The 6,574-nt window shown below is 67.0% G+C and carries 6 protein-coding genes and 2 pseudogenes; 3 read left to right on the top strand and 5 right to left on the bottom strand.

What is annotated here, in order from left to right:
• Window positions 1–76: 76 nt before the first annotated feature.
• Window positions 77–568, bottom strand: coding sequence for a hypothetical protein (locus ACWDX7_RS28220; RefSeq protein WP_451493386.1), 492 nt, complete (start codon window positions 566–568; stop codon window positions 77–79).
• 43 nt (window positions 569–611) lie between these two features.
• Here ACWDX7_RS28220 and ACWDX7_RS28215 point away from each other — a divergent pair, with 43 nt between their 5' ends.
• Window positions 612–941, top strand: a complete 330-nt coding sequence (locus ACWDX7_RS28215) for a hypothetical protein (protein ID WP_451752031.1) — start codon at window positions 612–614, stop codon at window positions 939–941.
• A gap of 143 nt (window positions 942–1,084) precedes the next feature.
• Here the strand turns inward: ACWDX7_RS28215 and ACWDX7_RS28210 are convergent, their stop codons facing one another.
• On the bottom strand, window positions 1,085–2,002 hold the full coding sequence (locus ACWDX7_RS28210) for a DUF6891 domain-containing protein (protein WP_451493384.1): 918 nt from the start codon (window positions 2,000–2,002) through the stop codon (window positions 1,085–1,087).
• A gap of 271 nt (window positions 2,003–2,273) precedes the next feature.
• Between ACWDX7_RS28210 and ACWDX7_RS28205 the strand changes: the two genes are divergently transcribed.
• Window positions 2,274–3,344, top strand: a complete 1,071-nt coding sequence (locus ACWDX7_RS28205) for a hypothetical protein (RefSeq protein WP_451493383.1) — start codon at window positions 2,274–2,276, stop codon at window positions 3,342–3,344.
• 92 nt (window positions 3,345–3,436) lie between these two features.
• Here the strand turns inward: ACWDX7_RS28205 and ACWDX7_RS28200 are convergent.
• Window positions 3,437–3,622: pseudogene (locus ACWDX7_RS28200) on the bottom strand (transposase); the annotation flags it as partial.
• Between the two features lie 877 nt (window positions 3,623–4,499).
• Window positions 4,500–4,901, bottom strand: coding sequence for a hypothetical protein (locus ACWDX7_RS28195; protein ID WP_451493382.1), 402 nt, complete (start codon window positions 4,899–4,901; stop codon window positions 4,500–4,502).
• A 347-nt stretch (window positions 4,902–5,248) separates the two neighbouring features.
• Here ACWDX7_RS28195 and ACWDX7_RS28190 point away from each other — a divergent pair, with 347 nt between their 5' ends.
• On the top strand, window positions 5,249–6,304 hold the full coding sequence (locus tag ACWDX7_RS28190; protein ID WP_451493381.1) for a hypothetical protein: 1,056 nt from the start codon (window positions 5,249–5,251) through the stop codon (window positions 6,302–6,304).
• 81 nt (window positions 6,305–6,385) lie between these two features.
• Here the strand turns inward: ACWDX7_RS28190 and ACWDX7_RS28185 are convergent.
• Window positions 6,386–6,574: pseudogene (locus ACWDX7_RS28185) on the bottom strand (hypothetical protein); the annotation flags it as partial.

The following is a 6,574-nucleotide window of genomic DNA, read 5'->3' as shown; positions in this document are numbered from 1 at the left end:
AACAGACCACCGGCTGCGGACCAGCGGATTCCGCCCGCACCCACACCATCAGGCGACGACAGAAACACTCAAAGAGTCACGAACCGCCCTCTGAGAGGTGGGCTGCGAGGCGGCAAGCTTCTGCCGTGACCTCTGCGTCGACCTGTGCCGCTGTCTTGTCGCCGTATTCGAGGATGCCGTACTCGTCGTGGAGTTCGGCGAGCCGTTCGGTCAGGGCCAGTTCGTGTCCGTGGCGCTGGTGGATCCGGAAGGTGAACTCCCGAGGTGTCAACTCGCCGGCGAGCATGCGGCGTGCCAGGGCTCGCGCGGCGGCTTCCTGGCCGGCTTCACTGGCAACTGGATAGAAGGTGAGGCCGAGCTCTTCGAGTGCTTCGGGGAGCAACGCGTGCACGTCGTAGTCCGCCTCAGCACGCGTGCAGGCTGCCAGGATGCGAAGCCCCGGGCTGTCGAGCCCGGCGACGAGCGCATCGCAGGCGGCATTGACGACGTCGCTCGCACGGATCTCTCCCATGCTCCAGAGGGCGGCATGGTCCTGTAGAGCGGTTTCTGCTGCTTCGGTCGACGTCACTCACTCATGATTGCCTTCACCGTGCGTCCTGGTCGAGCAGGTTTTGTCGACGTTGCTGTTCAGCGGCCTGTTCCAGCAGGGCCCGTGCGGAGTCCGCATAGCGCATGGCGGTCTTCTCGTGGAGGCCGAACACCTCAGCAAGGTGGAGGGGGTCAGGGCCCTGGATCGTGGCCCGCTGCCGCGGCTCGCCGAGATCGAGAAGGACCTAATTCTCCGCCGCAGGCGCGCCGAGGAGGAGCAGTGGCTCGGCGAGATCGAAGGCATCGACATGACCTTGACCTTCGTCCGCACCAAGCAAGCCGACGCCGCCCGCCTCACACGCAGGACCCCCGTCACCCTTGGCATCCTCCCGACCACGCGGCAGCCTGAATGAGCCCTGAAGTCCACCGGTTTGCCAGGGCGAGGCTGACGGTGGCCGACGCGGAGCAGCTCCGCCTAACTGGATCGGTCCCGTGACAGCTGCACAGGTGGCCTGCGCATGCGAGGTTGCCGAAGCGGACGCTCTGGAGAGGATCTCTAGCCGAGCAGGCGGCGGCGCCAATCCAGTGGGGTGACGGTGATGGCCCGGTTGGGGTCACCGTCCCAATCGGCTTGGAGGCCAGTTGCTTCCAGAGCGGCAACGACCTCGTGGCCGATGGCTGCGGTGGTCTCAGGTGAACCGTCGAAGCCTCCGTAAAGGAGCATCAGTCCTTGGCCGGCCGCGGCGGAGTCCGTGCACTGGGAGTGGAAATAGACGAAGCCACGGGCGTCGGTCCCGCCTTCGCCGCCGATCTCGGACTGGCCGCAGCTGCGGCAGCAGGTGAAGTTCTCCCGGGCGGTGATACCTGCCTCCTGCAGGGCAGTGAACGCACGGGTGAGTCGTTCCGGGTCGGTCTCGCCCTGCCATTCGGCCTGCTCCGCGACACGCTCCAGCCACATCCGGTCGGCCAGTGCCACGGCCTGCTCGCGCGATACGGGCCGACGGTCCGCGGTGACCAGGTAGTCCTCGGCGAGCTCCGCCAGCTCGGCGCGGTCGGCGAAACCGCCCACCAGCGTTTCACGGACACGCTTCTCCAAGGCCTTGCACTCGTCTTCGCTCAGGTCGAGTGCCGGCACGTCGCGGGTGGGGCCCATATCCAGCAGCGACCAGTCCAGACCAGTGCCCCAACCGGACCCCTGCCGGGCCCAGCCAGCCATAGCCTCAATCACGGCCTCAACACCGTCAACCATCACCTGGAAGTGCCGGTCGGCGCCACCGTCGCGGTACTCCAACGTGTAGCCTCCGCCGGACTCGTGCCAGACCTGGGCGAAGACGTCGGGCAAGTCGGGTATCCGATGGACCACCAGGAACTGGTCCCCGTCCTCGCCGATGCGCCGGACCAGCACAGCCAGTTCCTCATCAGACACACGAACGTGCCGCTCCGCGTTCTCCGTCTTCACCATGATCTCGAGCATGCGCAGACTCTGACACACCCCCCTGACAGAAGACCTTCCGGGACCTACGACGCAGCTCAGTGCGACGCCCGATCCCGCTCAGGTCATGCCTTGACTAATGCAGAGAAGCCAGGAGACCACCCATAGGTACGGGGTGGGTGGGAACCCGCTTTCTCTTGGGGTGGATCAGCTGTGACGTGGGGTGAGGTGGGTTCGTTGAGCTCCTGAGACTCGTTCTCGGAGGTTGTGGCTCTGCGGCGGGTTGTTGCACGACTCGATGCAGGAGTTGCTGATGCGGGCGTTCCCCGTGGTGATGCCGTCCGGGCAGAAGTACTGGACAGTCCTTGACGACGATCTGGAGACCGTCACCGTGGCCGATCACTGGCTGCGGAACCTTCGGTTTGGCCGAGACCGGGCCGAGCTGACGACGAAGGCGTACGCCGGCGGCGTCGCGCTGTATCTGCGCTGGTGCGGGGCGACGGGCCGGTCGTGGCCGGACGCCGGCCGGGATCTGGGCCTGTTCATGGTCTGGCTGAAGTACACGCCTGCGCCCCGAGACGGAGTCGCGGCAGTGGTGCGACCGGGCCCGGGCGCGGCGCCGGTGCGGTGCGGGCGCCGAATCAACCGGGTGTTGGTCGCCGTGCGGGGGCTGCTGTCGTACGCGGTGTCCGCGGGCGAGACGCCGCGCGGGGTGCTGGGGCAGATCTGTGAGCTCGCCGACAGCCGGGACCTGCCGGCGGAGGCGACGGGCGAGGACGGTGGTCTGTTCTACCGGCTGCGTCCCGTGCACCGGCTGAGGGAGCCGGCCGCCGACGTCGATCGTGCGGGTCCCACCACGGACATCGCGAAGGCCCGGGAATGGCTGGAGTCCTGGACGGACGTGTCCGGCGTCGAAGGCATTCTGGTCAAGGGCACGGCCCAGCGCTACCTGCCCGGATACCGCGGGTGGACCAAGATCAGAAGACGGGACACCACCGAAGCCGTCATCGGCGCCATCACCGGCACCCTGGCACGCCCCGGGCTCCTGGTCCTCGGCCGCCACGACGAGGCGGGCCGCCTGCGCACGGTCGGTCGCACCGTTCCCCTGCGCCCGGAGCAGGCCCGCCAGGTCGTGGAGTATCTGGCCGCTGCCGGCCCCGGACACCCGTGGGAGGGTGTTCGGTTTGCCGCGGCGTGGGGGAGCCGTGACGTTCTGGACGCGGTTCTGGTCCGCCCCGAGTTGGTGGCGGAGGTCAGCGCTGACCGGGCGGTGGACCGTGGCGGGGTTTTCCGGCACCCGCTGCGGTTCAAGCGGCTGCGTCTGGACGTGACGATGGAGGACGTTCCTCGGTTCGGGGCGGGCCCGGTCGCGGCCGCCGGCTGAGCCGGCCGGCCGCCCGCCGTTGCGCGGCGCCGCCGCGGGTTGGTGTGCAGTGGCGCTTGGGCGGTGAATCCGCAGGCTGGGGGCTGTCACTGACGTTCGGCGTGGAGCTTGCCGGGCTTGCGCCGTCGGCGTCCGCGTCGCGACCTGATGGGCGGTATGCCACGGACGAGAGGCTGGAGGGCCTGGCTGTCGTGGAGGTTCGCCCCTGAGATTCCGACGGACAGGGGCAGACCGGTCCTCTCGGTGAGTAAGTGGATCTTCGATCCGAACTTTCGCCGCCAGCACGTCCCGGTCACCGTGCCGGCGCCGGCCTCCGCCCTGCGGCCGGTTGAGGCCGGGCGTAATCTGAGTTTGTCTGCAACATCGCGGAAGCGGCACGTATTTGCCGCGTGAACCATCAGGTGTAAGCATCAACTTCCTGATGAGTCGGCTGCATCTGACATCGATGGCACTTCAACTACTGCTACGCATGCAGGTCGGCGAAGGTTAACCCTTGGAGGTCACCATGCGAACTGGCAAATCAATCGTATGCGCGGCGGCGGCACTGGCGCTCATGGGGACTGTGCCCGTGGCAACAGCCTCCACCACGGCGTCCGTGGAGAATGCTCCGCACCTTGTCCCATCACTGGGGATCAGCGGCGCCACACTCTACGGAGTTCGTCAGCACTCAGGCGGTGCCAGGTGGGATATGAAGGTCGACTACGACTTGAACTTCACCACGTTCGACCAGACAAACCGATTCACATTTCAATCTCGGTGCGACATCTGGGAACAGGATGGCGATGATGACGACCTCGTAACGCGAGGCAAGAGCGCCAGTCCCAGCCCTGTAAACCAGGGTCGCACGGCCAACTTCACCATAAGCAGCAATAGCCTAGACACAGAGTCAGGGGGCGAGGAGATCTACGCCAGGTGCTTCGTTAGGAACCCGGAGACCGGCGCGCAGCCTTATAGTTACTCAACGCGCATTCAGATCTCGCCATAAGATGTGAGTTTGACGGCGGACGGGTGCACCCGTTTCTCCACGCGGAATGGCTCGGCACGGCGGGGGCCGACCTCGTTAGGCTGACCGCAAGGGTGCGGCGCTCCCCCGTGGCGCCGCACCCGGCACGGTCACCGGGGTGGAGTGGCGCCGCCGGCCGGGATTGGCGGCATCTAGAACTGGGCTCTGTTGATGGACTTGATCCGCTCGCAGGCCATCCGGTCGATGTCCTTGAAGCGGACGCAGATCCGGGACTCGGATTCCCACTGCGACCGGCTCCAGGTGTAGCTGAGGGTCTTGCCGACCCGGGTGACCGTCGCCGGGTTCCGGTCGAAGCGATAGCGCTCGCCGTTCACGTACAGCGAGACCTGCCGCGACGTCACCTTCTTCGGCGGGTTGACCCGGATCGCAACCGGGGTGGCCCAGACGCCCGATCCCTCCAGCCGGATGCAGACCTGGGGGCCGGAGGAGCGGTGCGTGCACGAGCTGGAGTCCGCGGCCGCCGGCACCACCGTCGACAGGACGACCGCGGCCGCGAGGGCGCCCGCAGCGTTCAGGTGAAAGATCTTCCGCATGCCTCGCCCAACCGTGCGAGGCGACGATCCCAACACGGCTCACCCTCGGATTCCACCTGGTCGAGCGAGCCGCATCCCAGGGTGCGCATGCCGACGCCGGTGCCGGAGGTCTACGCGGCGGCGCGGCCATGCCACGTCAACTGAGGGCCCCGCTGAGGTTCGCGGAAACACCCGAAACGTTGCTTGAATGATCACGTCAGCACCATGCATGTCCAAAGAGGCGGGGAATCGCAGTGAGACGACAGTTCAGGGCGGGGTTGGCCATGGCAGGGGCGACGTTGCTGCTGAGTGCGTGTGGAGAGGGCGGAGGATCGGGAGGCGACGGCGCGCTCGGCAACGCTCCCGCATTGGATGGCAAGGGGGGTGCGGACGTCAAGAAGGCACCTCTCGCGCAGAAGGGCACCATCTCGCTGATGTTCTGCACGGACATGCCGGACGCCAAGGGAGGAACCCTGTACGGGGTGACCCTGCGCTCCTACGCCGTCAAGGACGGGAAGCTGGTGGCCGAGCGCAGTTCCGTGCTGCCGCCCGGGTTCAAGCCCACGGCCGGCTGCAAGGGCGACGGCCCGGGTATCGCAGCGCATCACGCGTTCAGCAAGGACCTCACGATGCTGGCGGGCCTCTCCGAGGACTCCCGGGCCGCGGCTGTCGACACGTCGACAGGTGCGGAGATAGCGCCTCCCGATCCGGACGCCTTCGGCAAGGATCTGGGGTCGAACGCCGCTGTCTTCCATCCCGTGACCAATCAGCTCTGGTACGACTCCGACCCATCCCACTACGGGGTGAACCTGCCGCGGTACTTCCGGGATCCAAAGGGCGGTGCGGGAACCCAGCAGATGGTGCCGTACGCGCAGCTCGCGAGCCACATGACCAAGGACAGGCAGACTGCCACCACGGTCCTGGCGGCGAGCGAGGACGACTCGCCCATCTCTCCCTCGGGGGTCGTGGCGCAGGCCAGCACCAGCGAGGGGCTCGGCTTGTTCCGAGTGAGTCCAGGCAGTGAGGGACTCCTGAAGGAGATCAAGTCGCCTGCCCTGCGCGTGCCTGGCTCGATCCCCGGGGACACCGGGGTGCGGCAGCACTGCGACCCGGCCTTCTGGCGTGACGACACCACCCTCGTTTGCCGACACGACAGCCTCAAGCAGCTCACCTTCAGCGCGGACTACCAGCGCGTCACCAAGACCGAGAACCTGCTCCCCGAGAGCGACCGTGGCGTCCAATCTCCGACGCCTTCCCCGGACGGCAAGAGCTTCGTGTTCCTGTCTGAGACCGACAGCGAGCAGTGGGTGCTCTACCGAGCGGCCTTCGCCACGCCGGGTGCTCAGCCGGTGAAGATCGCCGAACTGGAGCAGCCTCTCGATGGCGCGGACGACCACCGGGTCTCGCTGATCCGCTGGAGCTGACAGGGGTTATGGTTCTCCGGGCGGGCGGGCAGCGCCTGGTCGCGGCAGGGGGAGATGCCTAGGGCCTGTGTGAGGTTGTGATCAGTTGGTGGCTTTCAGGAGGTCGTCGATCCAGATCATTGCGGCTCGGAGTTGGAGGCCGGCGAGGTAGCTCTCCGGCGCCTTGTCGTAGCGGGTGGCGATTCCGCGCCAGGCCTTCAGCTTGTTGATCAGGCGTTCGACGGTGTTCCGTTCCTTGTAGAGATCGGCATTGTGGCTGACGGACCGGCC

This window comes from Streptomyces sp. NPDC003034 (assembly GCF_053591375.1).
This window is presented reverse-complemented; position numbering and strand designations above follow the sequence as displayed.

Excerpts from the sequence above, each read along its gene's own strand:
- ACWDX7_RS28210 (WP_451493384.1), bottom strand. The coding sequence starts at position 2,002 with ATGCTCGAGATCATGGTGAAGACGGAGAACGCGGAGCGGCACGTTCGT.
- ACWDX7_RS28205 (WP_451493383.1), top strand. The coding sequence starts at position 2,274 with ATGCGGGCGTTCCCCGTGGTGATGCCGTCCGGGCAGAAGTACTGGACA.
- ACWDX7_RS28195 (WP_451493382.1), bottom strand. The coding sequence starts at position 4,901 with ATGCGGAAGATCTTTCACCTGAACGCTGCGGGCGCCCTCGCGGCCGCG.